We start from the raw sequence: 26,368 nt of genomic DNA, 5'->3' as shown, positions 1-26,368 counted from the left end.
ACAGATCATGCCCCGGCCGACCAGCCCAGCGCCGGACCCAGGTGCGTGGCCATGTCGGTCAGGATCTGCACGTAGTCCTCGTGGGCGAAGCCGAACGGCAGCGCGAACACCACCTCGGTGACCTCGCGGAACGCGGCGTGCGCGTAGAGCGCCTCGGCGACCTCCTCCGACGTGCCCAGGATGTCGCGGGCGAACAGCAGTCGGCCCGGACCCTGCGGCGACGACGTCCGCGCCGTGCGGCTCTCCACGTACTCGGCGTACTTCGCCTCCTGCTCCGGTGTCGCGGAGTCCGTCGGGATCACGACGAGGCCCTGCGAGACCCGGCCCGACCTGCCGTCGGGAAGAGCCTCCCGGTACGCCCGGATGGTGCGCGACTGGATGCCGGCGAAGTCCGGCTCCTCGCCCTCGCCCACGCGCACCACGGAGGAGGTCAGCAGGTTCAGGCCCTGCTCCCCGGCCCAGATCGCGGAGCGGTCGCTCGCCGCGCCGTACCAGACGCGTTCGGCGAGGCCCGCGGCGTGCGGCTGGACGTGGTCGGAGAAGACCTCGATGCCCTGGACGCCGGAGAAGGTGCTCGCGGGCTCCCCGCGCAGCAGGGAGAGCAGGCGCTCGACGCGGGTGTAGGTGAAGTCCTCGGCGTCGGCGGTGTCGGGGTAGAGGGAGTGCTTGACGTCGTCGAAGTGTCCGGGCGGCCCGACCGAGAGCCCCGGGTTCATGCGACCGCCGGAGAGGACGTCGAGGGTGGACAGGTCCTCGGCGTAGCGCAGCGGGTTCTCCCAGCCCAGCGGGGTGACCGCCGTGCCGAACTCGATGCGCGAGGTGCGCTGCGAGGCCGCCGCGAGCAGCGTCACGGGGGAGGAGACGCCGTGCTGGAGGTGGCGGTGGCGCAGCCAGACGGAGTCGAAGCCGAGCTCCTCGGCGAGCACGATCTCCTGCAGGAGGCTCTCGTGGCCGGGGCGCGGGTCGTCGCCGTCGAAGGTGCCGATCGTGAGGAAGCCGAGCTTCTCGAGCGGGGTGCCGGGTGCGGGCATGGCCCCGATCATCCTCCGGTCTTGACCGGGACGCGGGCCGCGGCGCACCGTCGGGGTATGGCCGCACCGACGCAGGACCGCCCCACCTCCGCCGACACGATGCCCGCCCAGGGCGGCATCGCCATGCCCCAGCCGCCGACCTTCGCGACCGTCGAGGAGGAGCGGCTGCACCGCAAGCAGCAGCTCGCGGGCGCGTTCCGGGTGTTCGGGCGGTTCGGCTTCGGGGAGGGGATCGCCGGACACATCACGGTCCGCGACCCCGAGGACCCGCACATGTTCTGGGTCAACCCGTTCGGCATGAGCTTCCGGCACATCCGCGTCTCCGACCTCATCGCCGTGAACCACGAGGGCGAGGTCGTCCACGGCAACCGGCCGGTCAACCAGGCGGGCTTCGTCATCCACTCCGCGGTGCACGCCGCACACCCGGAGGTCGTCGCGGCGGCGCACGCGCACTCGGTGTACGGCAAGGCGTGGTCCTCGCTCGGCCGCCCGCTCGACCCGATCACCCAGGACGCCTGCACCCTCTACGAGCAGCACGGCGTGGTGACCGAGGGGCGCGGGGCGGTGGTGCTGGACCCGGAGGTCGGGAAGGCGCTGGCGACCGGGCTGACCGGCAACAAGATGGTGTTCCACCAGAACCACGGCATCTTCTCGGTCGGCAGGACGGTCGCCGAGGCCGCGTGGTGGTTCATCAACACCGAGCGCAACTGCCAGGCGCAGCTGCTCGCCGAGGCCGCCGGCACGCCGACGCAGATCGACCACGTCAACGCGAAGTTCTCTGCCGAGCAGACCGGCACCGAGTACGCCGGCTGGTTCTCCTTCCAGCCGATCTGGGACGAGATCGTGCGGACGGATCCCGACCTGTTCGACTAGGTGCGCTGCGCGCAGGTGAGCAGTAAGGGCTGCTATAACGACCTTTTCTGCTCACCTGGCCGGAGGCCACATGATCGTCGACGCCCACGTCCACGTCGCCCACCTCGCCCGGCTGAAGGTGCCGTGGGAGACGTGGATCGGGCCCGCCGGCGACGCCGCGGCGTGGGCGGCGATGTACGACGACGACGGCGCGCCGGTCCCGGAGCGGGTCAGCGGGTACTTCGCCGACGAGGGCGTCGACCGCGTCCTGATGTTCTGCGAGTACAGCCCGAAGGCCACGGGCTGGCAGACGATCGAGGACGTCCTGCCGATCGTCGAGCACGACCCGGAGCGCTTCCGCATCGTCGCGAACGTCAACCCGCACGTGCACCACCCGGTCGGCCGCGAGACCGACCGGCAGCTCGACCACGGCGCGGTGGCACTGAAGATCCACCCGGTGCACGCCGGGATCGCCCCGAACGACCGCGAGCTCTACCCGGCCTACGCGCGCTGCGCCGAGCGCGGCGTCCCGGTCATCGTGCACACCGGGCCCTCGTTCTTCCCGGGCGCGACGTCCCGGCACGGTGATCCGGTGCTCATGGACGACGTGATGCGCGACTTCCCCGAGCTCGTCGTGATCCTCGCCCACGGCGGGCGGGGCTGGAGCTACGACGCCGCCGCGTCCCTGGCGCTGACCCGCGAGAACCTGTGGCTCGACCTCGCCGGCCTCCCGCCGAAGCGGCTGCCCACCTACTACGCGGGCTTCGGGCTCGAGCGGATCGCCGCCAAGTCGATCTTCGGGACGGACGCGCCCGCCGCGAGCCCGTCGCGCAACGTCGCCGCCGTCCGCGACCTCGGCCTGCCCGAGCACCTCACCGACGCCGTCCTCGGCGGCAACGCCGCCCGCGTCTTCCCGGGGCTCGAGGGGTAGTCCGGCGCGCATGAGCTTCAGCGGCATCGCCCACGTGGCGCTCGTGGTCCGCGACATGGCGGCGAGCGTCGAGTTCTACGGCCGCGTCCTCGGGTTCGAGGCGGTCACCGAGCGCCTCGAGGGCCCGCCCGAGGCCCGCCACCCGCGGCAGCTGCTGCGCCACCCCGACTCGGGGATCACGCTCGGCATCCACGAGCCCCTCGACGGCTCGGGGGAGCGGTTCAGCCCGCAGCGCACCGGTCTCGACCACGTCGCGCTGACCGTCGCCGACCAGGCGGCCCTCGACGCGTGGGCCGAGCAGCTCGCCGCCCACGGCGTCGAGCCCAGCCCCGTCCGCGACATCGGGTACGCCCGGTTCATCTCCTTCGCCGACCCGGACGGGATCGCCTGGGAGATCTGGCTGCCGACGCCCTGATCGCGGCCCGACGACGGGGCGTTCCTGCCACTGGACGCCGGCAACGACGCTTTCCTGCCACCCCGGGCGGGGACCGTGCCCGCTACCGCCCCAGCTCCGCGAACGCCGCCTGCGCCCCGGGTGCCCACGCCTCGTGCCGGGCGTGGAACACCTCGGCCGCGCGGGCGCCCACCCAGTCGTCGGGCAGCAGCTCGGCGGGCAGCTGCGGGTCGAGGAACGGGAACCGCCGCCAGGCGTCGACGAGGCGGACCTGGGCCGCCAGGACGCCGCCGTCCTGCTCGGGGTCCAGGTCGGCGAACTGCTCGACGAACTCGCCGTACCGCGACTCGACCTCCCGCAGGTCCCAGGCCTGGGCGACCAGTTCGGCGTCGGAGAGGCCGCCGTGGGTGCCGCCGACCACCACGAGCGCGGACTCGTCGAGCCCGACGTCGACCAGGGCCCGGTGGGCCTCGCCGGCCCGCGCCGCGTCGGGGCACACCCACACGCCGGGCGCGGGGGAGCCGAGGCCCGCCCACGCGAGCTGGGTGCGCAGCTGGTGACGCAGGGCCCGTTGGGCCTCCGGCACGCTCACGACGAGCACGAGCCAGCGCCCGTCCCACGCCTCCCGTCCGACGCCGTGCCCGTAGATGCGGGCGGCGCCCTCGGAGAGCAACCGGCGGCCGGCGGTGGTCAGCGACCACCGCACCCGTCGTCCGGAACGCTCCGAGACCACGACGTCGTCGGCGGCCGTGCGGGCCAGCGCCTGGCGGGCCGACTTCTCCTCGACGCCGACGTGCCCGAGCGCGTCGAGCAGGGTCTGGGTCCACACCGGCTCGCCGGCCGGGAGCACGAACTCGCCGAGCACGGTGAGCAGCAGCGAGCGGGCGCTGGTGGCCGCCACCTCACGACGGCGCGAGAACGCCTCGCCCGCCCCCGCCGCCATGGGACGTGATCGTAGGTGAGGGTTACCGTCCCGGACGTGTCGGACTCCGTGCGCGCCCTGGACCGTCAGCACGTCTGGCACCCGTACGGCCCCATGCCGGGGCGGACCGCCCCGCTCGTCGTCACCGGCGCGCAGGGGGTGCGGCTCACGCTCGACGACGGGCGCGAGCTGATCGACGGGATGAGCTCGTGGTGGGCGGCGGTCCACGGGTACCGGCACCCCGCGCTCGACGCGGCCCTGCACGCCGACGCGTTCAGCCACGTCATGTTCGGCGGGCTCACCCACCACCCGGCGGTCGAGCTCGCGACGCGGCTGGTGGAGATCACGCCCGCGCCCCTGCAGCACGTGTTCCTGGCCGACTCCGGGTCGATCTCGATCGAGGTCGCCGTGAAGATGTGCCTGCAGTACCAGCGGGCCCGGGGACGCCCCGGCCGGACGCGGATGATGACCTGGCGCGGCGGCTACCACGGCGACACCTTCGCCGCGATGAGCGTCTGCGATCCCGACGGCGGGATGCACGCGCTCTGGCAGGGCTTCCTCCCCGAGCAGGTGTTCGCCGACGCGCCCCCGGCCGCCTACGACCCGGCCTACGACGAGCACCTCGCCGCGGTCGCGGAGCGGCACGCCGACGAGCTGGCGGGGATCGTCGTCGAGCCGGTGGTGCAGGGCGCGGGCGGCATGCGGTTCCACTCCCCGCGCCACCTGGCCGCGCTGCGGGCCATCGCCGACCGGCACGACCTCCTGCTCGTGTTCGACGAGATCGCCACCGGGTTCGGCCGCACCGGGGAGCTGTTCGCGGCCGACCACGCGGGCGTCGCGCCCGACGTCCTGTGCGTGGGCAAGGCCCTCACCGGCGGCTACCTGACGATGGCCGCGGCGCTGTGCACCCCGGACGTCGCCGCCGCGGTCAGCGACGACGCCGGCGGCGGCGGACTGATGCACGGCCCGACCTTCATGGGCAACCCGCTCGCCGCCCGCGTCGCGCTGGCGAGCGTCACCGAACTGCTGCGCCGCGACTGGCGGGGCGAGGTGGCCCGGATCGGCGAGGTCCTGACGACGGGTCTCGCGCCGGCCCGGGCGCTCGCGGGCGTCCGGGACGTCCGGGTGCTGGGGGCGATCGGCGTGGTGCAGCTCGACCACCCCGTCGACGTGCCGGCCGCGCAGGCCGCCGCCGAGCGTCACGGTGTGTGGCTGCGGCCCTTCCGCGACCTGATCTACACGATGCCGCCGTTCGTCACCGGGCCGGACGACGTGGCGCGCATCGCGGAGGCCGTCGTGGGGGCCGCCACCGCCGGGTGACGGTGGTGTGTCGACGGTGTGAGGTCCGGACCACTGCGGAAGGCAAAGGCCACTGCAGCCGCGTCCCAAGAGTCGGTAAAGCGAATCTTCACCTGATCGGCGCACCTGTGCGACCTGGCCCACGCGGCTGAACGGCCCAGCGACGCGTTCCGTGATCATCGGTTGTGCGCGATTCACTATGCGCGGCGTGTCGCGTGGACCCTCGCGAGTAGCCGGTACCGGGAGTCACGTGAACGGCAGGTGAACCGGTCGACGCGGGCTCGCGACAGGGCAGACTCCCTCTCGTCGACGAGACCGCGGCCGTCGCCGGGGAATCTCCGACCTACACACGCAGTGACCGAGCAGCCGAGACGACTGCCGCACTCGACGTCGACGACGACGGCGAGGGACGCAGACCGCTCGGACCGCCCCGGGCCGTGGATCCCCGTCGACGACGACGGGCGGACGCGGCCGAGACGATCCGTCCGGAGGACGCACCCGCCCATGAGCGCTCCCGCTCCGACCCCGCCGACGTCATCGGCGTCGGGTCCCCCCGCCGCAGGCCTCTCAGGCGCCCTGACGAGCCTCCGCGAGAACATCCGCTACGACCTGCCGGCCTCGCTGGTGGTCTTCCTCGTCGCCGTGCCGCTCTCCCTCGGCATCGCGGTCGCCTCCGACGCGCCGCTGACCGCGGGCCTCATCGCCGCCGCTGTCGGCGGCATCGTCGCCGGCGCCCTCGGCGGCTCCGCGCTGCAGGTCAGCGGCCCGGCCGCGGGCCTCACCGTGATCGTCGCCGACCTGGTCAACCGCTTCGGCTGGGGTGTCACCTGCGCGATCACCGTCGCCGCGGGCGTGCTCCAGATCGTCTTCGGGTTCACCCGGGTCGGCCGGGCCGCGCTCGCGATCTCACCCGCCGTCGTGCACGGGATGCTCGCCGGCATCGGCGTGACGATCGTGCTGGGCCAGCTGCACGTCGTCCTCGGTGGCGAGCAGCAGGACGGCGCCCTGGCCAACGTCCTCGCCCTGCCGGGCCAGCTGGTCTCGGCCTACGGCCCCGCGACGCTGCTCGGGCTCGCCGTCATCGCCATCCTGCTCGCCTGGCCGAAGCTGCCGAAGGCCGTGCCGTCCTGGGTGAAGGGCGTTCCCGCACCGCTCCTGGCGGTCGTCGCGCTGACGGTCGTCGCGACCGTGTTCGCCCTGCCGGTGGAGCGGGTGGAGATCGGCGGCGACGTGCTCGACGCGATCGCCCTGCCGATCCTGCCGACCTCCGACCTCGGCGGCGTCATCGTCGGCGTCTTCACCGTCGCGATCATCGCCTCGATCGAGAGCCTGCTCTCCGCCGTCGCCGTCGACCGCATGCGGCCCGGCTCGCAGACCGACCTCGACCGCGAGCTCGTCGGCCAGGGCGCCGGCAACACCCTCTCCGGCCTGCTGGGCGGCCTGCCCATCACCGGCGTCATCGTCCGCAGCACCACCAACGTCGCGGCCGGCGGACGCACCCGGGTCTCGGCGATCCTGCACGGCGTCTGGGTCGTGGTCTTCTCGGTGGCCCTGCTCGGCCTGGTCCAGCAGATTCCGATGGCGGTCCTCGCCGGCCTGCTGGTCCACATCGGCGCGAAGCTCGTCAACGTCGGTCACATGCGCGAGCTGCACCGCCACGGCGAGCTCCCCGTCTACGTCGTGACGATCCTCGGCGTGGTCTTCATCGACCTGCTCAGCGGTGTGCTGATCGGGCTCGGCCTCGCGCTGCTCATGGTGCTGCGCCGCGTGGTGTGGGCGACGATCGAGGTGCAGGAGCCGCGCGCCGACGACGACGGGCCCTGGCGCAAGGAGGGCGGCACCTGGCACGTCGTCGTCGAGGGCGCGCTCTGCTTCCTGTCGGTGCCGCGCCTCTCGCGCCGCCTCGCCCAGATCCCCGAGGGCGCCGACGTCGTGGTCGACCTCGTCACCGACTACCTCGACCACGCCGCGTACGACCACCTCTCGGAGTGGGAGGAGCGGCACCGGCTCGCCGGGGGCAGCGTCCGCATCGACGAGGTCGGCACGATGGGCCTCGTCGCCCGTCGCGAGTCGACCGCGGGCGGTCCCGGCGACCGGCGCCCCGGCCCCGTGCCGCGGTTCCTCTCGCCCTGGTCGGTGTGGCAGGCCCGGCACGACGCCGCCTACGGCGAGGGCTGGGGCCACGGGCACCACGAGCACGACGGCCACGAGCACAGCGACGACGCCGACCCGATCCTCACCGGACTGCGCGAGTACCACCGCCGCGCCGCCGGACTCGTCGCGCCGTACCTGTCCGACCTCGCCGACGGCCAGGCCCCGCACGCCTGGTTCCTCACCTGCAGCGACTCGCGGGTCGTGCCCAACGTGATCACCTCGTCCGGGCCGGGCGACCTGTTCACCGTCCGCAACGTCGGCAACCTCGCGCCGCTCGGCACCGAGGCGGACGACTCGGTCGGCGCGACCGTCGAGTACGCCCTCGACGCCCTGCGCGTGCCCACCCTCGTCGTCTGCGGCCACTCCGGCTGCGGCGCGATGCAGGCGGTCAACCGCGAGGTCGCGGGCGACTCGGCGCTCGGCCGCTGGCTCGCCGGGGCCACGGAGTCGAAGTCGCGCTGGGCGGCGAAGCACCCGGTGGGGGAGCACGCCCGCGCCGGCGGCTGGGGCGACGTCGATCAGCTCGCCATGGTCAACGTGGCCGTGCAGCTGGACCGCCTCGCCCGGCACCCCGGGGTGGCCTCCGCCGTCTCCGAGGGCCGCGTGCGCCTCGTCGGGCTGTTCTTCGACATCCCGACCGCCCGGATGCTCGTCCTCGACGGCGACCGCTTCGTCCCGGCGTCGACCGACCGCCTCGGCGCGGGCGCGTCGGCGACGCGGGCCGAGCCGGAGACGACCGCGTTCCCGGTGAGCAGCTAGGCCCCGGTGCGAGCAATGCGTCACTGCCGGCTCCCGGTGCACGCAGTGACGCATTGCCGTCCTCCGGGCGGGGCGTTCCCGACGCCGGGTCGGTGCCGGTGGAGTGCCTAGGCTGTCCGCCCGTGGACGATCCCCTCGCCTGGCTGGCCGACACCGCGCGCGACCGCCGGGCCGCCGGCCTGCGGCGCGTGCTGTCCCCGCGGGACGTGGTCGAGCCGCTCGTGGACCTGGCGTCGAACGACTACCTCGGCCTCGCCCGCGACCCGCGCGTGGTCGAGGGCGCCGTGGCCGCGGCCCGCACGTGGGGCGCCGGGTCGACGGGGTCGCGCCTGGTCACCGGCTCGACCCGCCTGCACGCCGAGCTGGAGGAGGCGCTCGCCGACCTCGTCGGCACGCCCGACGCGCTCGTGTTCTCCAGCGGCTACACCGCGAACCTCGGTGCCGTGACCGCCCTGTCTGGGCGAGGCGCGCTGGTGGTCAGCGACGTCGCCGCGCACGCCTCGCTCGTCGACGCGGCGCGGCTGTCGCGGGCCCGCGTGGTGGTGGGCCGGTGCGCGGTGCCGGCCGAGGTCGACGCCGTGCTCGCCGCGGCGGGGGAGACCCGTCGCCTGGTCGTCACCGACGGCGTCGACTCGGTCGACGGCGGCCTGGCGCCGCTGGTGGAGCTGCACGCGGTGTGCCGCGCCCGCGGGGCCGTGCTGCTCGTCGACGACGCCCACGGGCTCGGGGTCCGCGGTCCCGGCGGTGCGGGCCTCGTCGCCGAGGCGGGCCTGGCGGGGGAGCCCGACGTCGTCACGACGGCGACGCTGTCCAAGTCGCTCGGGTCGCAGGGCGGCGTGGTGCTCGGGTCGGCGGCCGTCGTCGCGCACCTCGTCGACGCCGCCCGCGCCTTCATCTTCGACACCGGTCTCGCGCCCGCGAGCGTCGGCGCGGCGCTCGCCGCCCTCGGCGTGCTGCGCACCGAGCCGGAGCGGGTGGGGGCGCTGCACGCGGCGGCCGCGGCCGTGGCGGCGTCGGCCCGGTCGGCCGCCCCGTCGCTCGGGGTCGCGGACCCGACGGCGGCGATGGTCCCGGTCGTGCTCGGGGAGCCCGACCTCGCGGTCGCCGCCCGGGACGCCTGTGCCGCGGCCGGCGTGCGGGCGGGCTGCTTCCGGCCGCCGTCGGTGCCCGAGGGCACGTCCCGGCTGCGGCTCACCGCCCGCGCCGACCTCTCGGCGGAGGACCTGGCGCTGGTCGACCGGGTGCTGCACGAGGTGCTGGGCACGCTCGTCGGCGGCGGCCCGCCCGGTCCCCCCGACCCGGCGGGGCGAGCCGGGATGGCATCCTGGACCGAGCAGTACTGAATCGATCGGGGAGGAGATCGCGGTGACCGTCACGGACAGCCGTCAGGCGTTCCGGCTCTGGCACTGTGGCCGCTGCCGACGCCCGCTGGCCGAGGCGTCGGACTACCTGCGCTGCCGCTGCTGCGGCGCGGTGCACGACGTCGACGGCACGCCGCGCCCGGACGTCGAGGCCGCCGAGCGCCCCGCCGCCGACCCGAACGCCGTGCGCGTGCGGGACTGGCTGTAGACCACCCGTCAAAGCCCGACCCGCCGTCGTGAACGGTCCGTGCACGACCGGACCGCGGCGCGGGAGGTGACCGCAGGCTCGTCGTCGTGACCCTGGAGACGGTGATCCCGAGCCTGCGCAGCACGCTCTACCAGCACGTCGACCCGGCGGCCTGGCCGCTGACCACCGCGCCCGCGCCGGGCGGCGACCTCGCCGTCGGGGGCCTGGGCCTCGCGGGGCTCGCCGCGCGCTTCGGCACCCCGGCGACCGTGCTCGACCTCGACGACGTCGCCGCCCGCCTGCGGGCCTACCGCACCGCGCTGCCCGACGCCGACGTCGCCTACGCGGGGAAGGCGCTGCTGTGCGCCGGGCTGGTGTCGCTGCTGGTCGAGGCGGGGGTGCGGCTGGACGTCTGCAGCGGCGGCGAGCTCGCGCTGGCCCTGCGGGCGGGTATGCCCGCGGACCGGATCGTGGTGCACGGCAACGCGCCCACCGAGGCGGAGCTGGACGCCGCCGTCCGGGCCGGGGTGGGCCGGGTGGTGGTCGACTCGCTCGACGTGGCCGACCGGCTCGCGGCCGTCGCCTCGCGGCACCGCACCGTGGTCGACGTCCTGCTGCGCATCGCGCCGGGCGTCGACGCCGGGGGCCACCCGGCCATCCGCACCGGCGGCGACGACCAGAAGTTCGGGGTCCCGCTGGCCGGGGGTCGCGCGGCCGCGGTGGCCGGCGCGATCGCGGGGCGCCGCGCGCTGCGCCTGGTCGGCCTGCACTGCCACCTCGGCTCGCAGATCGCGGACACCGCGGTGTGGGAGCGCGCCGTCGACCCGCTGCTCGACCTCGCCGCCGAGCTGCCCGGCGAGCTCGGCGAGCTGAACCTCGGCGGCGGGCACGCGGTCACCGGCGGCACCCCGTTCGACCTCGCGGGCTTCGCCCGTCGCGTGACCGGCGCCGTGGCCCGCGGCTGCTCGGCCCGATCGCTGCCCCTGTTGCGCCTCGGGGTGGAGCCGGGCCGGGCGATCGTGGCGCGCGCCGGGGTCACGCTCTACCGGGTCCAGGCCACCAAGTGCGCCGGCAGCGGCCGCTGGTTCGTCGCCGTCGACGGCGGGATGGGCGACAACCCGCGCGTCGCGCTCTACGGCGCGGCCTACGACGCCCACCTCGTCGGTCGGTCGACCTGCGCCGCGTGGAGGCCCGCCACCGTGGTCGGCCGCTACTGCGAGGCCGGTGACGTGCTCGCCCGCGACGTCGCGCTCCCCGAGGACGTGACCGTCGGCGACGTGGTCGCCGTGCCCGGCACCGGGGCGTACCACCACGCGATGGCGTCGTCGTACAACCTGGTCGGCCGCCCGCCGCTGGTCGGCGTCCGCGACGGGGTGGCCCGGGTGCTGGTGCGCCGGGAGACCACGGCCGACCTGCTCGCCCGCGACTGCTGCCTGCCCCGCTCCGTGCCCGACGAGGGGTGCTGGGACGACGACGCCTGGTGCGGCGGGGTGGTGCTGGGCCGGGACTGACGTCCGGCCCGTCCCGACCGAAGGGCCCGTTCGGTCGAGTAGACGGGCCGTGGGCGCCCACCGCCAGTGCGGTCTCTTCCTGGCCGTGGGCGCCCACGGGCGGCTCCACTGCGCGAGGGGACCCTTCGGTCGGAATGGGCACCCGAGATCGGAACGAGCCGAGCGAAGTACTCGCTGAGCGCGCACTTCGCTCCGCTCGACGAGATCTCCGGGCAGACGAGCCCGACCCGCCCGAGGACACCGGCCGGCCGACGCCAGGCAGATGATCACGCCGAGCGCGACGACCCGGAGCGTCGCGCTCGGCATGATCAACTGCCTAGCGCGCGGAGGGGGCCGGGCGTTCTAGGCTCGACCCGTGCGCACGATGATCGTCACGGGGACCGGGACCGGCGTCGGCAAGACCGTCGTGACCGCCGCCGTCGCGGCGCTGGCCGCGGCGGCCGGGGAACGGGTCGTCGTCGTGAAGCCCGCCCAGACCGGGATCGAGCCGGGCGCGCCCGGGGACCTGGCCGACGTCGGGCGGCTGACCGGCGACCGCGTCACCACGCTCGAGCTCGCCCGCTACCCGGAGCCGCTCGCGCCCGCCACGGCCGCGCGGCGCTCCGGGCTCCCGCCGCTGCACGTCGCGGACATCGAGAAGGCGCTGACCGACGTCACGGCCGACCTCGTGCTCGTCGAGGGCGCCGGCGGGCTGCTGGTCCGCCTGAACGACGACGGCGAGACCCTCGCCGACCTGGACCTGCCGGTGCTGCTGGTCGCCTCCGCGGGTCTCGGCGTCCTGAACTCCGCGGCGCTCACCGCGGAGGCGCTCGACCGGCGCGGGAGGGACCTCGTCGGGACCGTCGTCGGGGCCTACCCCGAGCAGCCCGACCTCGCCGAGCGCACCAACCTCGACGACGTCCCCGTCGTCACCGGCGCGCCCCTGCTCGGCGTGCTGCCGGCCGGCCTCGGCGACGCGGATCCCGCGTCGTTCGAGACCGCCGCCCGGTGCGGGTTGCATCACGTCCTGGGTGGGCGGTGGAGTCAGCCGTGAGGAGTCAGGCAGACTCCGCACCGTCCGACCCCCGAAACCCCCAGGAGCGACGCGTGACGACGGCGAGCACCGACACCGCCACCGGGACCGCCGGCGAGCCGGGCGACATCCTCGCCGTGGCCCGCGAGCAGGTCCTCGAGCGCGGCGAGGGACTCTCCGAGGCCCAGGTCCTCGAGGTGCTGCAGCTCCCGGCGGAGCGGCTGACCGAGGCGCTGGCGCTGGCCCACGAGGTGCGGGTGCGCTGGTGCGGGCCGGACATCGAGGTCGAGGGCATCGTGAGCCTGAAGACCGGCGGCTGCCCGGAGGACTGCCACTTCTGCTCCCAGTCGGGGCTCTTCGACTCCCCGGTGCGCGCGGCATGGCTGGACAAGGACCGCCTCGTCGAGGCCGCGAAGCAGACCGCGAAGACCGGGGCGACCGAGTTCTGCATCGTCGCCGCCGTGCGCGGGCCGGACGAGAAGCTGATGGAGCAGATCCGGGTCGGGGTCGCCGCGATCCGCGCCGAGGTCGACATCAACGTCGCCTGCTCGCTGGGGATGCTGACCCAGGAGCAGGTCGATCGCCTCGCCGCGATGGGCGTGCACCGCTACAACCACAACCTGGAGACCGCGCGCTCGCACTTCCCGGAGGTCGTCACGACCCACACCTGGGAGGAGCGCTGGGAGACCCTGCAGATGGTCCGCGCCGCGGGCATGGAGGTCTGCTGCGGCGGGATCATCGGGATGGGGGAGACGCTCGAGCAGCGCGCGGAGTTCGCCGTGCAGCTCGCCGAGCTCGAGCCCGACGAGGTCCCGATGAACTTCCTGATCCCCAACCCGGGCACCCCGTTCGCGCACCTCGACGTGCCGCAGGGCCCGGACGCGCTGATGACGATCGCGGCGTTCCGGCTCGCGATGCCGAAGACGGTGCTGCGCTTCGCGGGTGGCCGTGAGCTCACGCTCGGCGACCTCGGCGCGGAGCAGGGGATGCTCGGCGGGGTCAACGCGATCATCGTCGGGAACTACCTCACCAACCTGGGCCGCCCGGCGGAGCAGGACCTCGAGATGCTCGAGACCCTGAAGATGCCGATCAAGGCCCTGAACGACACGCTCTGATGTTCTGCTCCTTCTGCGGCGGCGAGACCGCGTCCGGCGACCACGAGCACTGCCGGTCGCGGCTCTCGCTCATCGACCCGCCCCGGTACTGCGCCGAGTGCGCGCGGCGGATGGTCGTGCAGGTCGACCCGATGGGCTGGACCGCCCGCTGCAGCCGGCACGGGGAGCGGACGAGCGCCGAGGCCGCGCAGCGGTGACGCTCGGGTCCGAGGAGTTCGTGGTCGAGGAGCCGCGCGGCCTGCTCTCGCGCGGCGAGCTCCGCTCCGACCTGCGGCCCACCGTCCTGACGATGGTCGTGGTCGCGCTGTCGGGTGTGCTGCTGGGCCTGCTCTGGGCCCTGATCGCGCCCGGGCAGGCGACGGTGACGACGGCGACGGGCGCCACGTCCCCCCTCGCCGCCGAGTCCGACCACGTCTTCGACGCGACCGCGATCTTCTTCCTGCTCGCCACGGCCTACGGCGTCGTCGTCGGGGCACTGGCCTGGCGGCGCGTCGACCGCCGGGGCCCCGTCATCCTGCTCGGGGTCGGCGTCGCGACGACGGCGGGCGCGTGGATCGCGGCCTCCGTCGGCACCGCGCTGGCGGGGCCGCTGACCGACCGGTCGCCGATCGGGGTGCTCCTCGACCGCGCCGAGGCCACCGGCAGCGCGACGGCCGGCGCGCCGATCCCCGCGACCCTGTCGACCGTGCCGGCCACCATCGGCTCGTTCTGGACGGTGCTCGGCGCCGGTCTCGGGGCGGTCCTGGCCTACCTGCTCTGCGCGATCGCGCTCGGCGAGGACGACATGTGCCGTCCGGCAGGTGAGCACGGACGGTCGCTGTAGCGACCGTCCGTGCTCACCTGCGCGGAGCGCACCTCAGTTGTCGCTCGTGGGCACCATGAACTTCGCCGTCGGCGCCCACACCGCGCCGAGGCGGCCGAGCAGGGTCGCCTCCCGGCTCATGGCGTGCGAGACCAGTTCCAGGCGCGCCTTCGGGCAGGTCTGCTCCAGCAGCTCCTGGCGGTCGGCGAGGGGGAGCAGGCAGTCGGCGGCGAGGACGTGCGGGAGCACGGTGACGTCGACGTCGGTCCGCTCGGTCGACACCGGCGGCGCCTGGGCGTCGTCGTCGAGGTCGTCCTCCTCGTCCTCCTCGTCCTCGACGACCTCGGCGAGGTCGACCACGTCGTCGACGTCCCGCTCGGCCTGGCGGCGGTAGGTCCACGCCGCCGTGCAGTAGCGGCGGTGGGCGGCGCGGGCGGCGCGCTCCAGGGGTTCGAGCACGTCGGGGTCGTCGCCCTCGAGATCGGGGAGCCACTCGACCTCGGCCGTCAGGTACGGCGCGGAGGTGGCGTCGACGGTGAGCAGGCGGAACCGGCGGTCGCCCACGGTGAGGACGTCGAACCGGCCGTCGGGCAGGCGCCGCACCTCGCGCAGCGACGCGGTGCAGCCGACCTCGTGGAGCCCGTCGAGGCCGTCGTCGGGCCCCCATCCCTCACGCACGGCGACCACGCCGAACTGCTTGCCGGGGACGGCGCCGGTGACCAGGTCGATCGTCAGCTGGCGGTACCGCGGTTCGAAGATGTGCAGCGGGAGCGGTGCCCCGGGGAGCAGCACCGTGCCCAACGGGAAGAGGGGCAGCGTCTCGGGCACGGCGCTCACGCTACGGCCACCGGGCGCCCGTCGCCGGGTGAGCGTGCGCGGACGGTACGGGTGGCGCGCACCCCGTACCGCTAGCAGTCCCGGTCGGGCGGGCGGAGCGTCGCGAAGGGATCGGTGACCCGCAACGACCGCTCGGAGAAGCGGAAGAGCGCCGCCGGTCGCCCGCCCGAGGGGCCGGGAGCGGCCGTGCTGCCGGTCGGGACCAGGACGCCGCGGCGGGTGAGGACCCGCTGCAGGTTCGTGGCCGACACCCGGTGCCCGAGCGCGGCCGCGTAGAGCCCGCGCAGCTCGGAGATCGAGAAGATCTCGGGGGCCAGCGCGAAGCCGATGTTGGTGTACGAGAGCTTCGCGCGCAGCCGGTCCAGACCCGCCGTCGTGATGGTGCCGTGGTCGAACGCGGTCTCCGGGAGCGCGTCGACCGGGTGCCACGCGGTGTCACCGGGGACGGCGGGGTCGGCGTCGCTGGGCACGAGCCCGAGGAACGCGGTCGCGACCCGGCGCGGGGCGGGGCCGCGGTGGGGGTCGGAGAACACCGAGAGCTGCTCGACGTGCGCGACCTCGCCCAGGTCGACCTTCTCGGCGAGGTGGCGGCGCACCGAGGCCTCGACGTCCTCGGTGGCACCCAGGCGGCCGCCCGGCAGCGCCCAGCGCCCGTCGTGCGGTTCCCGGGCGCGCTGCCAGAGCAGCACCTCGGGCGAGCTGGGCGTCATCCGCAGCACGACGGCCAGCACGTCGTGGGCGATCAGGCCCTCGGCCTCCACGCGCGTCACGGTAGCGGTCCGTGACCGGCTGTGTGCTGCGTCATCCCGGTCGGTCGGAGAGCTGGCGCGGTGCGGGCACGCCGCGTACCGTCGCCCCTGTTTTCGACCAACAGGCGAAAACCTCGGACAGAACCGACACACCGTCCCGGGGACGGGCGGGTGGGTCGGGGGAGGACCGGCCATGACCGTCATCGAGGACGCCGTGCACCAGCCGCCGACGGATCTCGTCGAGCCGCGCTCGCTGTCCGCGCCGCACGAGGTGGAGGCCTGGGCCGCGCAGGTCCGGGAGCTCGCGCGGGCCCGGGACGCGGTGGTGCTCGCGCACAACTACCAGCGCCCGGAGATCCAGGACGTCGCCGACCACACCGGTGACTCGCTGGCCCTCTCCCGGGTCGCGGCGGCCTCCGACGCGTCGACCATCGTCTTCTGCGGCGTGCACTTCATGGCCGAGACGGCGAAGATCCTCGCGCCGGAGAAGACGGTGCTGATCCCGGACGCGCGGGCCGGCTGCTCGCTCGCCGACTCGATCAGCGCGGACGAGCTGCGGGCCTGGAAGGCCGAGCACCCGGGCGCGGTGGTCGTCTCCTACGTCAACACGACGGCGGCCGTGAAGGCCGAGACCGACGTCTGCTGCACCTCCTCGAACGCCGTCGAGGTCGTGGCGTCGATCGACCCGGACCGCGAGGTGCTGTTCCTGCCCGACCAGTTCCTCGGCGCCCACGTCCGCCGCGAGACCGGTCGGGCGAACCTGCACGTGTGGGCGGGCGAGTGCCACGTGCACGCGGGGATCAACGGCGCCGAGCTCACCGCGCAGGCGCAGGCCGACCCGGACGCCGACCTGTTCGTCCACCCCGAGTGCGGCTGCGCCACCTCGGCGCTCTACCTCGCGGGCGAGGGCGCCGTCCCGGCCGAGCAGGTCCACATCCTGTCCACCGGCGGGATGCTCGACGCGGCGAAGAACACGACGAAGTCGTCGGTGCTCGTCGCCACCGAGGTCGGCATGCTGCACCAGCTGCGCCGTGCCAACCCGGCCGTGGACTTCCGGCCGGTCAACGCCCGCGCGGCCTGCGGGTACATGAAGATGATCACGCCGGGTGCGCTGCTGCGGTCGCTGCAGGAGGGGCGCGACGAGGTCCACGTCGACCCGGCGACCGCGGAGCGGGCCCGCGCGTCGGTGCAGCGCATGATCGAGATCGGGCAGCCCGGGGGTGGGGAATGACCGTTCGTCCGGAACGGCGGGCCCCCTGGACCGCGGCCGCCGACCTCGTCGTCGTCGGCTCCGGGGTCGCGGGCCTCTCGGCCGCGGCGGAGGCGTCGCGGGCGGGGCTGCGCGTCGTGGTCGTCACCAAGGACGTGCCCGACGAGGGCTCCACGCGCTGGGCCCAGGGCGGGATCGCCGTGGTGCTCGGCGACGTCGTGGGCGACACCGTGGACGCGCACGTGGCCGACACGCTCGCCGCGGGCGGCGGGCTGGTCGACGAGGCGGCGACCCGGGACCTGCTCGGGGGCGGCCGCGACGCGGTGGAGGACCTGCGCTCGCGCGGGGCGCTCTTCGACGCGGACGGGCCGCGGCTCTCTCGCACGCGCGAGGGCGGGCACGGCACCACTCGGGTCATCCACGCCGGCGGCGACGCCACCGGCGCGGAGGTGGAGCGTGCGCTGCTCGCGGCCCTGCCCGGCGAGGTGACCGTGCTGGCGCACCACACCGCGGTCGCCGTGCGTCGGGACCGCGGGCGGGTCGCGGGCCTCGAGGTGGTCGACGCCGCCGGGCGCCTCGGCGTGCTCGCGGCGCCCGCCGTCCTGCTCGCCACCGGCGGCATCGGCGGGCTCTACGAGACCTCCACGAACCCCGCGGTCGCCACCGCCGACGGCTGGTCCCTCGCGCTGCGGGCGGGGGCGGCGCTGGCCGACGTCGAGTTCGTGCAGTTCCACCCGACCGCGCTCTTCGTGCCGGGCCTGGTCGGCCGGGCGCCGCTGGTCACCGAGGCGCTGCGCGGCGAGGGCGCGCACCTCGTCGACCTCGGCGGGCACGGCGTCATGGACGACGTCGACCCCCGCGGCGACCTCGCCCCGCGCGACGTCGTGGCCGGGGCGATCACCGCGGTGCTGGTCCGGACGGGCGCCGACCACGTCCTGCTCGACGCGACCGGCGTCCCCGACGTCCGCCGCCGCTTCCCGACGGTGGCCGCCTCCTGCGACGCGATCGGCGTCGACCTCGCCCACGAGCCGATCCCGGTCCGGCCCGCGCAGCACTACGCCTGCGGCGGCGTCCTCACCGACACGACCGGGCGCACCGGGGTGCCGGGGCTGTGGGCGGCCGGCGAGGTCGCCCGCACCGGGCTGCACGGGGCCAACCGGCTCGCGTCGAACAGCCTGCTCGAGGGCCTCGTCGTGGGTCGTCGGGCCGGGGCGGACGTCGCGGCGACCCTCGCGGGGCCGCGCTCGGTGCCGGAGCCGGGCGCACCCGTCGTCGGGAACGCCCCGGCGGCGGACCGGACGGTCCTGCAGCGCGCGATGAGCCGCGGCGTCGCGATCGGGCGGGACGCGGCCGGGCTGGCCGCGACGTCCGACGTCGTCGAGGCGTCGGCCGCGCCGCGCGCGCTCGACACCCGGGCGGCCGTCGAGGACGCCGCGCTGACGCTCGCCGCGGGCGCCGTGCTGGCCGCCGCCGGCTGGCGCACCGAGTCCCGCGGCTGCCACCTCCGACGCGACTTCCCGCGCCGCGACGACCGCTGGCAGGGCACGTCGGTGGCCGTCACGCTCGACGGCGACGTCCTCCGGGTCGCCCCGCTGGAGACCGCACTGGGAGGTGCCGCGTGAGGCCCTCCCCCGGCGTGAGGGGAGCCCTCGTGCCACAAGAGCGCTCGGATCCTCCCCTCACGATCTCCACCGGAGGTGTCGCATGACTCGAACGTCCGGACCCGTCGCTCCGCTCGCCACGCCCGTCCTGCTGCCCGAGGGGCTCGACGTCGCGGAGATCGACGCCGTCGTCGACCGCGCCCTCGACGAGGACCTCCGCGACGGACCGGACCGCACGACGGCGGCCTGCGTGCCGCCCGGGGCGGTCGCGGTCGGGGAGTTCCGGACGCGGCCTCCGGGCACGCTCGCGGGCGTCGGCGTCGCGGTCCGCGTGCTCGAGCGGGTCTGCGGCCCGGACCTGGAGGTCCTGGACGTGCGCGACGACGGGTCGCGGCTCGCGGCCGGTGAGGTCGCGCTCGCGGTGCGGGCACCGCTGACGACGCTTCTGACCGCCGAGCGGACGGCACTGAACCTGCTCTGCCAGCTGTCCGGCGTCGCGACCGCCACCAGCGCCTGGGTGGACGCCGTCGCCGGCACGCGGGCCCGCATCCGCGACACCCGCAAGACCGTGCCGGGCCTGCGTGCACTGCAGAAGTACGCGGTGCGCGCCGGTGGCGGGGTCAACCACCGGATGTCCCTCGGCGACGCCCTGCTGATCAAGGACAACCACGTCGCGGCGGCCGGGTCGGTCACCGCCGCGGTCCGGGCTGCGCGCGCCGCCGCGCCCGAGCTGCCCTGCGAGCTGGAGGTCGACTCGTTCGACCAGCTCGACGAGGCGCTCGGGCTCGGCCTGGAGCTGATCCTGCTGGACAACTTCACCGCGGACGAGTGCGCCGAGGCGGTCCGGCGGCGGGACGCGGCGGCCCCGGGCTGCGGGCTCGAGGCCTCCGGCGGGCTGACGCTCGACACCGCGGCCGCCTACGGAGCGGCCGGGGTGGACTTCCTCGCCGTCGGCGGGCTCACGCACTCCTCCCCGGCGCTGGACCTGGGGCTGGACCTGCGGACGTGAGCACCGCGGGTGTCGTGATCGTCGGCGGCGGGATCGGTGGCGTGTCGGTGGCGGCCGAGCTGGCCGCCCTCGGCGTCGAGCGCCCGGTGCTGCTCGAGGCCGAGCCCGAGCTCGCTCGGCACACCACCGGCCGGTCCGCGGCGAGCTACATCCCCGGGCACGGGTCCGGGCCGATGCGGGCGCTCGTGGCCGCGAGCCGCGACCGGTTCGACGCGCTCGCGGCCGAGGCGGGCCACCCGTTCCTGCGCCCGCGCCCGGTCCTGCACGTCGCCACCACCGCGGACGAGGAGCGGGTGCTCCGCGACGAGATCCTCCCGCTCGACCCCGTCGACGAGCTGACCCCGACGGAGGCCGTCCGCCGGTGGCCGGCGCTGCGACCGGACGCGGTGCGCGCCGCGGGCATCGTCGAGGACGCCCACGACGCGGACCCGTCCGGCCTGCTCCAGCACTACCGCGCCCGCTTCCGGGCCGCGGGCGGCACGATCCGGACGAGCGCACCCGTCGTCGGGATGGCCCCGACCGGCACCGGGTGGCACCTGGAGGTCCCCGACGGCGGGATCGACACCGACCTCGTCGTCCTCGCCGCCGGGGCGTGGACCGACCGGCTCCTGGTCCTCGCGGGCGCGGCTCCGCTGGGACTGCAGGCCTACCGGCGCACGATCGCGATCGTGCGGGCGCAGGTGCGCCCCGACGACCCGTTCGCGGTGAGCGCCGCGGACGCCTGGTACGCCAAGCCGGAGGCGGCGGGCCTGCTGATCAGCCCCTCCGAGGAGACGCCGCAGGAGCCGGGCGACGCCCGGCCCGACGAGCTCGACGTGGCGCTGGCCCTCGAGCGCGTCGACGCCGTGACCACCCTCGGGCTCCGGTCGGTCGTCACCAGCCGGGCGGGGCAGCGGACGTTCGCGCCCGACCGCACGCTCGTCGTGGGGGAGCGGGCGCCCGGGCTCGCGGTCGTGGCCGGTCAGGGCGGCTCGGGGATCGAGACCGCGCCCGCCGCGGCGGCGCTCGCCGCGGCCGTCCTGCTGGGCCGTGACGTGCCCGCTGACCTGCGACGACACGGCGTCGAGCCCGCTGCGTACCACCCGGACCGCCTGCTCTAGCCTCCCCCGTGTGGGTCAGTCCCGAGGAGTCGGCTCCGCTGCGCCGCGTGGCCGGTCCCGTCGTCTCCCGGTGCTCGCCGTCGCCGCGCTCCTGGCCCTGCTCACGGCCTGCGCCGGTCCGCAGGAGACGGTCCCGCCGATCACGGTCGACCGCGCCGCCGACGCCGGGTCGCAGCCCCTCGCGGGCGCCGCGCCGCTCCCGGCGCCCCTGCCTGCCCTGCCGGAGGCGGCCCCGGCCGTCCCGCGGCTGCTCGCGCCGTTGTCGGCGATCGGGAACCGCACCGGGCCCCGCATCTGCGAGAAGTTCCGCTCGGCCCCCGTCGCGGGCGGTCGCTTCGAGGTCCAGAACAACGCGTGGGGCGCGGACACCCCGCAGTGCACCACCGCCTTCGACACCGGGTTCGCGGTGCAGGCGAACCACGCGAAGGACTCCGGCCCGGCGGCCTACCCGAGCATCGTGTGGGGCTGCAACCACGGCACCTGCACGCGCGGCACGCCGTTCCCGCGGCCGCTCGCCGACCTCGGCGACGTGCGGTCGAGCTGGTCGGTCACGGTGCCCGACCGCGGCCGCTACAACGCCGCCTACGACATCTGGCTCGACCCGACACCGCGCCGCGACGGCGACAACACCGGCGCCGAGCTCATGATCTGGACGATCCGCGCGGGCGGCATCGACCCGATCGGCTCGAAGCGGGGCACGGTGACGCTGGGCGGCGCCGCGTGGGACGTCTGGACCGGGGCGAACAACGGCGTGCCGGTCATCTCCTACGTGCGTCAGCAGTCGGTCCGCCAGGTGCTCGACCTGCCCATCACCGACTTCGTCCGCGACGCCCAGCGGCAGGGCGTCGTGCAGCCCGGCTGGTACCTGACGAACCTCCAGGCCGGCTTCGAGCCCTGGGTCGGCGGTACCGGGCTGTCCACGGACGCCTTCAACGCCACGCGCAACGGGGTCTGATCGTCACCCGAGTGGGTGTGAAGGCTCCTCGTTACACCTCGAACGACTGACGCCGTCTGGCGCAGCTCACTGCGCCGAACGTACGTTTCTGCGCGCTGAACGGTCCAACGGGGAGGACGGCGCGGATGAACGGTCGGTCATCGACGGCGAGCGAGACGCCGAAGGCCCGACGGCGGGTCGGGCGGCACCGGCGGGCCGGCTCGGCCCGCCGCGGTGCCCGGTCCGCGGTCGCGGCACGCCACGAGCGGCGGGCGGGGTTCCGCGCCGACGCGGCGCGCACGCTCGCCGGGGGAGTGGCCCTCGTCGCGCTGGCCGTCCTGACCGGCCTGCCGCACGGGGCCGCCGCCGCGACCGTCGACCTGGTCCCGGCCGCCGTGGCCACGACCGACGTGCCGGGCACCCCGACCACGAGCACCCTCACGCCGGCGAGCCCGGCGGAGACCCCGGAGACCCCGGAGACCCCGGAGACCCCGGAGACCCCGGAGACCCCGGAGACCCCGGAGGCCACGGAGTCGACGACGCCGGAGCCGACCTCCGAGCCGGACGCACCGGAGGCCTCGGACGCGCCGGACGGTCCGACGACCACCACCACCACGGCCCCGAGCGCCACGACCGCGGCCGCCTCGGCGGGCCGTGCGGAGAAGAAGGTCTGCGAGAAGTTCGGGTCGACGCCGGTCGCGGGCGGTCGCTACGAGGTGCAGAACTCGCTGTGGGGCGCGAGCACCCCGCAGTGCATCGTCGCCTTCGACGGCCCGAGCGCCGGACCGACCGGGGCGAGCGCCGCCTTCCGGGTCGAGGCCAAGCACCGCAACAACAGCGGCCCGGCGTCGTACCCGTCGATCGTCCTCGGCTGCAACTACGGCAACTGCACCAAGGGCACGCCGTTCCCGCGGCCGATCTCCGACCTCGGGGACCTGCGGTCGTCGTGGTCGGTGAAGACCCCGTCGTCCGGGGACTACAACGTCGCCTACGACATCTGGCTCGACCCGACCGCCCGCAAGGACGGCCGCCCCACGGGCCTGGAGCTGATGATCTGGCTCAAGCACACCGACCGGGTCCAGCCCATCGGCAACAAGGTCGGCACGGCCACGCTCGACGGCGTCGGCTACGACGTGTGGCTCGGCAAGGCCGACCTGCCGACCATCTCCTACGTCCGCCAGCAGCAGACCACCGAGGTCAAGGACCTGAACATCACGGGCTTCGTGGCCGACGCGCAGAAGCGGGGGCAGGCCAAGGAGGGCTGGTACCTCACGAGCGTGCAGGCCGGGTTCGAGCCGTGGATCGGCGGCGACGGCCTGGAGACGACGTCCTACTCGCTGACCCGCAACGGGCAGTAGGGGACCTCAGTCCTCGAGCTCGTGCTCCACGGTGTGCAGCAGCGAGGCCTGCTCGAAGGCCTCCATCCGGCGTCGGTCGCGCTTGGTCGGGCGACCGGCGCCGCGCTCGCGCTGCGCCACGGGGAGCACGGACTCCTTCGGCGGCGGGGGCGGCGTGTGGTCGACGTAGCAGGTCACGGCGACCGGGGCCCCGACGCGCTTCTCGATGACCGTGCCGACCTCGACGATGCGGGGGATGTCGTAGAGGCGGGTGCGCACGGTGTCGCCAGGGCGCACCGGGGTGGACGGTTTCGCCGGCTTGTCGTTGACCCGCACGTGCCCGCCGCGGCACGCGGTCGCCGCGTCCGCCCGGGTCTTGCTCAGCCGCACCGCCCACAGCCAGCGGTCCACGCGCGTCGTCCCGTCCATACCTCGCCCATTGTGGCCCACGGGTCGGTCGCCGGAGAGGGCGTGCTCGGCGCGTGACCGCCGTCGGGGACGTCGGGTCCGCAGGCGTCGCCCTTTCGGATCATCCGGCGTACGGTCGGTGGCGCTCGTGTCGCCGGGGGAGGGGAGCGCGGGTGTCCCACGACCCGGGCGCGACCCCGACCGAGCGGGCGGCGCTGAGCCACCTGCTGCGCCACCGCGCGGTGGTCCCCGTGTTCCAGCCGGTCGCCGACGCCGCCTCCGGCGCCGTGGTCGGCGTCGAGGCGCTCGCCCGCGGACCGGCCGGCGGCCCCCTCGAGCGGCCCGACCGCCTCTTCGCCGTCGCCCGCGCCTGCGGTCGCCTCGCCGAGCTGGACGACCTGTGCCGCCGCCGGGCGGTCGAGGTCGCCGCCGACGCCGGGCTGACCGGGCCGCTCGGGCTGTTCGTCAACGTCGAGCCGCTCGCGGTGCCGACCGCCGTGCATCCCGTCCCGGCGGTCGCCACCCTGCTCGAGCGGGGCGTCCGGGTCGTCGTCGAGCTGACCGAGCGCGACCTGACCGCCGACCCCGCCCGGCTGCTCGCCTTCGCCGAGCAGGCCCGTGCCCACGGGCTGCGGGTGGCCCTCGACGACGTCGGGGCGGTGCCGGCCTCGCTCGCCCTCATGCCGTTCCTGCGTCCCGAGGTCGTCAAGCTCGACCTGTCCCTGGTGCAGGGACGCGACCCGGGAGAGGTCGCCGAGATCATGTCGGCCGTCGCCGCCTACGCCGAGCAGGCCGACGCCGTGGTCCTCGCCGAGGGCGTCGAGACCCCCGAGCACCTCGCCGCGGCCCGGGGCCTCGGCGCCACGCTCGTGCAGGGCTGGCACGTCGGGCGCCCGGCCGGGGCGGAGCACCTCGGCGACCTCGCCGCCCCCTGGCGCCCGCCCGTCCTGCGCCGTCCCGTCGCGGGCGGCGTCGTGCGCAGTCCGTTCGCCACCGCCGCCCGCGACGGGACGCCCCGCCGCGCGTCGAAGGCGTTGCTGGTCGCGGTCAGCCGGCACCTGGAGCGGCAGGCCGCGGACCAGGGCGAGCTCGCCGTCGTCCTGGCCGCCTACGAGGACGCCGTGAACCTCACCCCCGCATCGCGGCGCCGCTACCGGGCGCTCGCCGCCGCGGCCGCGTTCGTCGGGGTCCTCGGACGCGGCCTCGACCCCGAGCCGGAGCCGGGGGTCCGCGGCGCCGACCTCGACGCCGACGACCCGGTGCAGGGGGAGTGGGACGTGGCGGTGGTCGGGCCCCACTTCGCCGCCGCGCTGGTCGCCCGCGACCTCGAGCCGGACGCGGACCCCGCCGATCCGACCCGCCCGTTCGACTACGTCCTCACCCACGACCGGCCCCTGGTCCTCGAGATCGCCCGCTCCCTGATGGCCCGGGCCGTCCCCCGTCCGGCGGCCGACGAGACCTCAGCGTCGCCGTTGTCATCCATCCGGGTCGCTTCCGGGGCGGGGCGCTAGCTCCATCGGATCATCCGGGTACCGTCCGGTCCACGGAGTGCAGGCGCGACGTGGCTGGAAGGGGTGACCCGTGACCGACATCTGGCGGGTCAGCGGACCCCGGGCCGCCGTCGAGGCGGGCGACGAGCTCACCGGCGCCATGGACTCGCTCACCACCGCGTTCCAGCCGATCGTCGATCTCGCGACCGGCGGCGTGATCGCGCACGAGGCGCTGACGCGCGGCCCCGCCGGGTTGCTCGCCCGGCCCGAGCAGCTCTTCGAGCGGGCCCGCTCCGACGGGCGGCTCGCGGAGCTCGACGAGCTCTGCCGCATCCGTGCCCTCGAGGCGACGCTCGCGGCCGGCGACGACGGGCCGACCACGCTGTTCCTCAACGTCGAGCCCGACGGCATCCCGATCGGACCGCCGCCCGCCGTGGCGCAGGAGTTCGCGGCCCGCGGCGGCCGGCTCGTCATGGAGTTCACCGAGCGCGCGCTCACCGCCGACCCGGCCCGCGTGCAGTGGTTCGCGACGCGGCTGCGCCACGTCGGGATCGCGATCGCGCTCGACGACGTCGGGAGCCACCCCAGCTCGCTCGCGCTCATGCCGTTCCTGCGCCCCGAGGTCGTGAAGCTCGACCAGCGGCTGATCCAGGAGCCGCACGACGACGACGCCGCACGGATCGCCACCGCGGTCTTCGCCTACGCCGAGCAGAACGACGCGATCGTGCTCGCCGAGGGCATCGAGACCGCCGCGCACGAGCGCACCGCCCGCGCGCTGGGCGCCACCCTCGGCCAGGGCTGGTACTACGGGCGGCCGGGCCTGCTCGGCCCCGACCCGCGCCGCATCCTCCCGGTGAGCGCCCCGCTCGCGCGGGCGCCGGAGGGACCGACCCGGCGCAGTCCGTTCGCCACGGTGTCCCGTAGCCGCCCGATGCGCCACGGCGGGTTCGCCGAGGTCTCCCTCGCCGCCGAGCTGCTCGAACGCCGCGCGCTCACCGCGGAGGGCCCGACCGTCACCCTCGCCACCGTCGGCCCCCGCGGCGCCTTCAGCGGGGCCCGTGGCGAGCGCTACGCCCAGGCGGCCCGCGAGACCAGCCTCGTCGCGCTGCTCGGCGCCGGGCCGGAGCCCCTGCCCGGTGTCCGCGGGGCCGACCTCGGTGAGGGCGACCCGCTGCGCGCCGAGTGGGACGTCATCGTCGTCGGCCCGCACGTGTCCGCCGCGCTCGTCGCGCGGGAGACCGTCGGGGGCGAGTACCAGTACGCGGTGGTCTACGAGCGCGACCTCGTGCTCGAGCTCGCCCGGTCGCTCATGAGCCGCACCGTGCCCGCACCGAACGCGACGATGCCGGGGGCCTGAGCCCCC

The 26,368-nt window shown here is 75.5% G+C and carries 25 protein-coding genes; 20 read left to right on the top strand and 5 right to left on the bottom strand.

What is annotated here, in order from left to right:
* Window positions 1-5 precede the first annotated feature (5 nt).
* Complete coding sequence (locus LN037_RS23260; protein ID WP_230757659.1) at window positions 6-1,031, bottom strand: LLM class flavin-dependent oxidoreductase; 1,026 nt, start codon at window positions 1,029-1,031, stop codon at window positions 6-8.
* A 57-nt stretch (window positions 1,032-1,088) separates the two neighbouring features.
* Between LN037_RS23260 and LN037_RS23255 the strand changes: the two genes are divergently transcribed.
* The 3 genes from LN037_RS23255 to LN037_RS23245 all read left to right on the top strand — a co-directional run bounded on the left by LN037_RS23255 (window position 1,089) and on the right by LN037_RS23245 (window position 3,229).
* On the top strand, window positions 1,089-1,904 hold the full coding sequence (locus LN037_RS23255) for a class II aldolase/adducin family protein (protein ID WP_230757656.1): 816 nt from the start codon (window positions 1,089-1,091) through the stop codon (window positions 1,902-1,904).
* 70 nt (window positions 1,905-1,974) lie between these two features.
* Window positions 1,975-2,814, top strand: a complete 840-nt coding sequence (locus LN037_RS23250; protein ID WP_230757652.1) for an amidohydrolase family protein — start codon at window positions 1,975-1,977, stop codon at window positions 2,812-2,814.
* Between the two features lie 10 nt (window positions 2,815-2,824).
* Entirely contained in the window at window positions 2,825-3,229 is a 405-nt protein-coding gene (locus LN037_RS23245) for a VOC family protein (RefSeq protein WP_230757649.1), read from the top strand.
* A gap of 82 nt (window positions 3,230-3,311) precedes the next feature.
* On the opposite strand, the gene LN037_RS23240 is transcribed toward LN037_RS23245, so the two are convergent.
* The gene (locus LN037_RS23240; protein WP_230757646.1) at window positions 3,312-4,151 is read right to left on the bottom strand and encodes a PaaX family transcriptional regulator; all 840 of its coding nucleotides are present in this window, start codon (window positions 4,149-4,151) and stop codon (window positions 3,312-3,314) included.
* Between the two features lie 36 nt (window positions 4,152-4,187).
* On the opposite strand from LN037_RS23240, the gene LN037_RS23235 reads away from it, so the two are divergent.
* The 9 genes from LN037_RS23235 to LN037_RS23195 all read left to right on the top strand — a co-directional run bounded on the left by LN037_RS23235 (window position 4,188) and on the right by LN037_RS23195 (window position 14,351).
* The gene (locus LN037_RS23235) at window positions 4,188-5,450 is read left to right on the top strand and encodes an adenosylmethionine--8-amino-7-oxononanoate transaminase (protein WP_308286178.1); all 1,263 of its coding nucleotides are present in this window, start codon (window positions 4,188-4,190) and stop codon (window positions 5,448-5,450) included.
* Between the two features lie 483 nt (window positions 5,451-5,933).
* Window positions 5,934-8,342: a SulP family inorganic anion transporter gene (locus LN037_RS23230; RefSeq protein WP_230757643.1), complete on the top strand. Its 2,409-nt coding sequence runs from the start codon at window positions 5,934-5,936 to the stop codon at window positions 8,340-8,342.
* A gap of 122 nt (window positions 8,343-8,464) precedes the next feature.
* On the top strand, window positions 8,465-9,685 hold the full coding sequence (locus tag LN037_RS23225; RefSeq protein ID WP_230757638.1) for an 8-amino-7-oxononanoate synthase: 1,221 nt from the start codon (window positions 8,465-8,467) through the stop codon (window positions 9,683-9,685).
* Between the two features lie 22 nt (window positions 9,686-9,707).
* Entirely contained in the window at window positions 9,708-9,911 is a 204-nt protein-coding gene (locus LN037_RS23220; protein ID WP_230757636.1) for a hypothetical protein, read from the top strand.
* An 86-nt stretch (window positions 9,912-9,997) separates the two neighbouring features.
* Complete coding sequence (gene lysA / locus LN037_RS23215) at window positions 9,998-11,401, top strand: diaminopimelate decarboxylase (RefSeq protein ID WP_230757634.1); 1,404 nt, start codon at window positions 9,998-10,000, stop codon at window positions 11,399-11,401.
* A 355-nt stretch (window positions 11,402-11,756) separates the two neighbouring features.
* A complete protein-coding gene (bioD, locus tag LN037_RS23210; RefSeq protein WP_230757633.1) occupies window positions 11,757-12,434 on the top strand; it encodes a dethiobiotin synthase in 678 nt (225 codons plus the stop codon).
* 53 nt (window positions 12,435-12,487) lie between these two features.
* On the top strand, window positions 12,488-13,528 hold the full coding sequence (gene bioB, locus LN037_RS23205) for a biotin synthase BioB (protein WP_230757623.1): 1,041 nt from the start codon (window positions 12,488-12,490) through the stop codon (window positions 13,526-13,528).
* Window positions 13,528-13,725: a biotin synthase auxiliary protein BsaP gene (gene bsaP / locus LN037_RS23200; RefSeq protein WP_230757621.1), complete on the top strand. Its 198-nt coding sequence runs from the start codon at window positions 13,528-13,530 to the stop codon at window positions 13,723-13,725. The genes bioB and bsaP overlap by 1 nt, the downstream gene beginning before the upstream one ends.
* Window positions 13,722-14,351, top strand: coding sequence for a DUF2567 domain-containing protein (locus LN037_RS23195; RefSeq protein ID WP_230757619.1), 630 nt, complete (start codon window positions 13,722-13,724; stop codon window positions 14,349-14,351). Before bsaP ends, LN037_RS23195 begins: the two co-directional genes overlap by 4 nt.
* A 33-nt stretch (window positions 14,352-14,384) precedes the next feature.
* On the opposite strand, the gene LN037_RS23190 is transcribed toward LN037_RS23195, so the two are convergent.
* Both LN037_RS23190 and LN037_RS23185 read right to left on the bottom strand, forming a co-directional pair.
* Complete coding sequence (locus LN037_RS23190; RefSeq protein WP_230757617.1) at window positions 14,385-15,167, bottom strand: LON peptidase substrate-binding domain-containing protein; 783 nt, start codon at window positions 15,165-15,167, stop codon at window positions 14,385-14,387.
* Between the two features lie 71 nt (window positions 15,168-15,238).
* A complete protein-coding gene (locus tag LN037_RS23185) occupies window positions 15,239-15,877 on the bottom strand; it encodes an NUDIX hydrolase (protein ID WP_230757920.1) in 639 nt (212 codons plus the stop codon).
* A 232-nt stretch (window positions 15,878-16,109) separates the two neighbouring features.
* Here LN037_RS23185 and nadA point away from each other — a divergent pair, with 232 nt between their 5' ends.
* From nadA to LN037_RS23155, 6 genes are all read left to right on the top strand, one after another.
* Complete coding sequence (gene nadA / locus LN037_RS23180) at window positions 16,110-17,147, top strand: quinolinate synthase NadA (RefSeq protein ID WP_230757608.1); 1,038 nt, start codon at window positions 16,110-16,112, stop codon at window positions 17,145-17,147.
* Window positions 17,144-18,748, top strand: coding sequence for an L-aspartate oxidase (nadB, locus tag LN037_RS23175; RefSeq protein WP_230757606.1), 1,605 nt, complete (start codon window positions 17,144-17,146; stop codon window positions 18,746-18,748). The genes nadA and nadB overlap by 4 nt, the downstream gene beginning before the upstream one ends.
* Window positions 18,749-18,830: 82 nt before the next feature.
* Window positions 18,831-19,736 (top strand): carboxylating nicotinate-nucleotide diphosphorylase, encoded by a 906-nt coding sequence (nadC, locus tag LN037_RS23170; protein WP_230757604.1) that lies wholly within the window; start codon window positions 18,831-18,833, stop codon window positions 19,734-19,736.
* Window positions 19,733-20,836, top strand: a complete 1,104-nt coding sequence (locus LN037_RS23165) for an NAD(P)/FAD-dependent oxidoreductase (RefSeq protein ID WP_230757600.1) — start codon at window positions 19,733-19,735, stop codon at window positions 20,834-20,836. The genes nadC and LN037_RS23165 overlap by 4 nt, the downstream gene beginning before the upstream one ends.
* A 70-nt stretch (window positions 20,837-20,906) precedes the next feature.
* Window positions 20,907-21,791, top strand: coding sequence for a GH12 family glycosyl hydrolase domain-containing protein (locus LN037_RS23160; protein ID WP_230757596.1), 885 nt, complete (start codon window positions 20,907-20,909; stop codon window positions 21,789-21,791).
* A 125-nt stretch (window positions 21,792-21,916) separates the two neighbouring features.
* A complete protein-coding gene (locus tag LN037_RS23155; RefSeq protein ID WP_230757593.1) occupies window positions 21,917-23,128 on the top strand; it encodes a GH12 family glycosyl hydrolase domain-containing protein in 1,212 nt (403 codons plus the stop codon).
* Window positions 23,129-23,134: 6 nt separating this feature from the next.
* Here the strand turns inward: LN037_RS23155 and LN037_RS23150 are convergent, their stop codons facing one another.
* On the bottom strand, window positions 23,135-23,536 hold the full coding sequence (locus tag LN037_RS23150; protein WP_230757592.1) for an RNA-binding S4 domain-containing protein: 402 nt from the start codon (window positions 23,534-23,536) through the stop codon (window positions 23,135-23,137).
* Window positions 23,537-23,688: 152 nt separating this feature from the next.
* Here LN037_RS23150 and LN037_RS23145 point away from each other — a divergent pair, with 152 nt between their 5' ends.
* Together LN037_RS23145 and LN037_RS23140 are read left to right on the top strand one after the other, a co-directional pair.
* On the top strand, window positions 23,689-25,026 hold the full coding sequence (locus LN037_RS23145; RefSeq protein WP_230757590.1) for a sensor domain-containing phosphodiesterase: 1,338 nt from the start codon (window positions 23,689-23,691) through the stop codon (window positions 25,024-25,026).
* 70 nt (window positions 25,027-25,096) lie between these two features.
* Window positions 25,097-26,362 (top strand): sensor domain-containing phosphodiesterase, encoded by a 1,266-nt coding sequence (locus LN037_RS23140; RefSeq protein ID WP_230757583.1) that lies wholly within the window; start codon window positions 25,097-25,099, stop codon window positions 26,360-26,362.
* Window positions 26,363-26,368 lie beyond the last annotated feature (6 nt).

Origin of the sequence: Actinomycetospora soli (assembly GCF_021026295.1) — a bacterium.
Lineage (GTDB): Bacteria > Actinomycetota > Actinomycetes > Mycobacteriales > Pseudonocardiaceae > Actinomycetospora > Actinomycetospora soli.
Note: the sequence above shows the minus strand (reverse complement) of the source record. Positions and strands in the feature narration are given on the sequence as shown.

What these genes read in the sequence shown, in the direction of transcription:
- nadC (WP_230757604.1), top strand. Translation starts at nt 18,831, where the DNA reads ATGACTCGAACGTCCGGACCCGTCGCTCCGCTCGCCACGCCCGTCCTG.
- LN037_RS23155 (WP_230757593.1), top strand. Translation starts at nt 21,917, where the DNA reads ATGAACGGTCGGTCATCGACGGCGAGCGAGACGCCGAAGGCCCGACGG.
- LN037_RS23260 (WP_230757659.1), bottom strand. Translation starts at nt 1,031, where the DNA reads ATGCCCGCACCCGGCACCCCGCTCGAGAAGCTCGGCTTCCTCACGATC.
- LN037_RS23250 (WP_230757652.1), top strand. Translation starts at nt 1,975, where the DNA reads ATGATCGTCGACGCCCACGTCCACGTCGCCCACCTCGCCCGGCTGAAG.
- LN037_RS23245 (WP_230757649.1), top strand. Translation starts at nt 2,825, where the DNA reads ATGAGCTTCAGCGGCATCGCCCACGTGGCGCTCGTGGTCCGCGACATG.
- LN037_RS23255 (WP_230757656.1), top strand. Translation starts at nt 1,089, where the DNA reads ATGGCCGCACCGACGCAGGACCGCCCCACCTCCGCCGACACGATGCCC.
- bsaP (WP_230757621.1), top strand. Translation starts at nt 13,528, where the DNA reads ATGTTCTGCTCCTTCTGCGGCGGCGAGACCGCGTCCGGCGACCACGAG.
- LN037_RS23240 (WP_230757646.1), bottom strand. Translation starts at nt 4,151, where the DNA reads ATGGCGGCGGGGGCGGGCGAGGCGTTCTCGCGCCGTCGTGAGGTGGCG.
- LN037_RS23230 (WP_230757643.1), top strand. Translation starts at nt 5,934, where the DNA reads ATGAGCGCTCCCGCTCCGACCCCGCCGACGTCATCGGCGTCGGGTCCC.
- LN037_RS23150 (WP_230757592.1), bottom strand. Translation starts at nt 23,536, where the DNA reads ATGGACGGGACGACGCGCGTGGACCGCTGGCTGTGGGCGGTGCGGCTG.
- nadB (WP_230757606.1), top strand. Translation starts at nt 17,144, where the DNA reads ATGACCGTTCGTCCGGAACGGCGGGCCCCCTGGACCGCGGCCGCCGAC.
- nadA (WP_230757608.1), top strand. Translation starts at nt 16,110, where the DNA reads ATGACCGTCATCGAGGACGCCGTGCACCAGCCGCCGACGGATCTCGTC.
- LN037_RS23185 (WP_230757920.1), bottom strand. Translation starts at nt 15,877, where the DNA reads ATGACGCCCAGCTCGCCCGAGGTGCTGCTCTGGCAGCGCGCCCGGGAA.